This is a genomic window from Pannonibacter sp. I15F10I1 (assembly GCF_900185665.1).
Lineage (GTDB): Bacteria > Pseudomonadota > Alphaproteobacteria > Rhizobiales > Stappiaceae > Pannonibacter > Pannonibacter indicus.
In genome coordinates this window covers 1-1421 of sequence record NZ_FYAN01000024.1, presented here as the reverse complement: position 1 = coordinate 1421, position 1421 = coordinate 1, and the positions used below count along the sequence as shown (strand labels likewise).

The 1421-nt window shown below is 60.2% G+C and carries 1 protein-coding gene; it reads left to right on the top strand.

From position 1 onward, the window contains the following. The first annotated feature begins 78 nt into the window (after positions 1-78). A complete protein-coding gene (locus IF10I1_RS13390; RefSeq protein ID WP_186393209.1) occupies positions 79-1125 on the top strand; it encodes an IS110 family transposase in 1047 nt (348 codons plus the stop codon). Positions 1126-1421 lie beyond the last annotated feature (296 nt).

The window sequence follows — 1421 nt, the reverse complement described above, 5'->3', positions numbered from 1 at the left end:
ACTGTTGGGTTGGACGGCCCCTACGGCATCGATGTGCCAGAATGAGGTTGTTAGCGATCTCAAACGAAGGAGCCGTCCATGAGTGATATTATTCGAATTGGTATGGATACGTCCAAGACCGTTTTTCAGCTGCATGGGGTGGATGTTCGCGAGCAGCCTGTGTTGCGCAAGAAGCTTCGCCGCCGGCAGGTTCTGGACTATTTTGCCGTTTTGCCTCCTGCGCAGGTGGGGCTTGAGGCGTGCGGGTCCTCGCATCACTGGGCGCGTGAGTTGCGGAAGTTGGGGCATGAGGTTGCGCTGATCCCGCCACAATACGTGAAGCCCTATGTGCAGCGGAGCAAATCGGACGCGGCTGACGCGGAAGCGATCTGTGAGGCGATGAGCCGTCCGAAGCTGGCCAAGAGCTTCGTTGTTGTCAAAAGCCCTGAGCAGCAGGCGGAGCAGATGCTGGCGAAGCTGCGCACGCAGTTCCTTGGCCGGCGCACGCAGCTTTCCAACTCGATCCGCGGGTTTGCGGCGGAGTTTGGTTTGGTTGCCCCGAAGGGCCTGTTCCAGATCAACCGGCTTGTTGATCAGATCCGTGCGGACGAGACACTGCCGGAGTTGGCCCTGGATATGTTCGAAACGCTGTTGCGTGATTACACAAGGGTCGACGAGGAAATCGCAGGTCTCAATGCAAAGCTGCAAGAGCTGCATCGCAACAGCGAAGTCAGCCAGCGGCTGGCCGGTATCCCGGGCATTGGTCCGGTCGGCGCGACCCTGCTGGCGATCAAGGTGAGCGATGCGCACGCCTTCAGATCAGGGCGCGACTTCTCCGCCTGGCTCGGCCTGACCCCGAAAAACCATTCCACGGCGGGCAAGAACCGGCTCGGTGTGATCACCCGCGCCGGAGATGAAATGCTGCGCGCCACACTGGTTGCCGGAGCAAGTGCGGTCCTGCTGCAAGTGCGGCGGGGACGAATGAAAACCCTCTGGCCCTGGCTGGACAAGCTGTGTGCGCACAAGCCCCATAAGCTGGCTGCCGTCGCGCTGGCCAACAAGCTGGCGCGCATCGCCTGGAAGCTGATGGTCAGCGGCGAGACTTATCGCCCACTGTCTGTGCGGCACGAACCGGCAAGCGTGTGAGCACATACAAAACACCGCCCCGGCCTTGAACAAGCCAGCGCGGCAGAGGAACTTGCAAGGGAAGATGAGAAGGTGTGTTCGGTCGGTCCGAGGCGGATGGGAAATACCGTGGGATCCAGTGGCGGCTTCAAAGCCGGTATCGCTGTACTGTTTGGAACCTATCTGCTGCGGAACCCATCTTGGCCAGCGGTCTCACGGATCGCAAAATAGGCCGTACATATGACCGCAAGCGATCCGGAGCACCTGCGAACTTAAACCTTGCGACCACGGGGCCGTCCACATATGGATCCCCACCT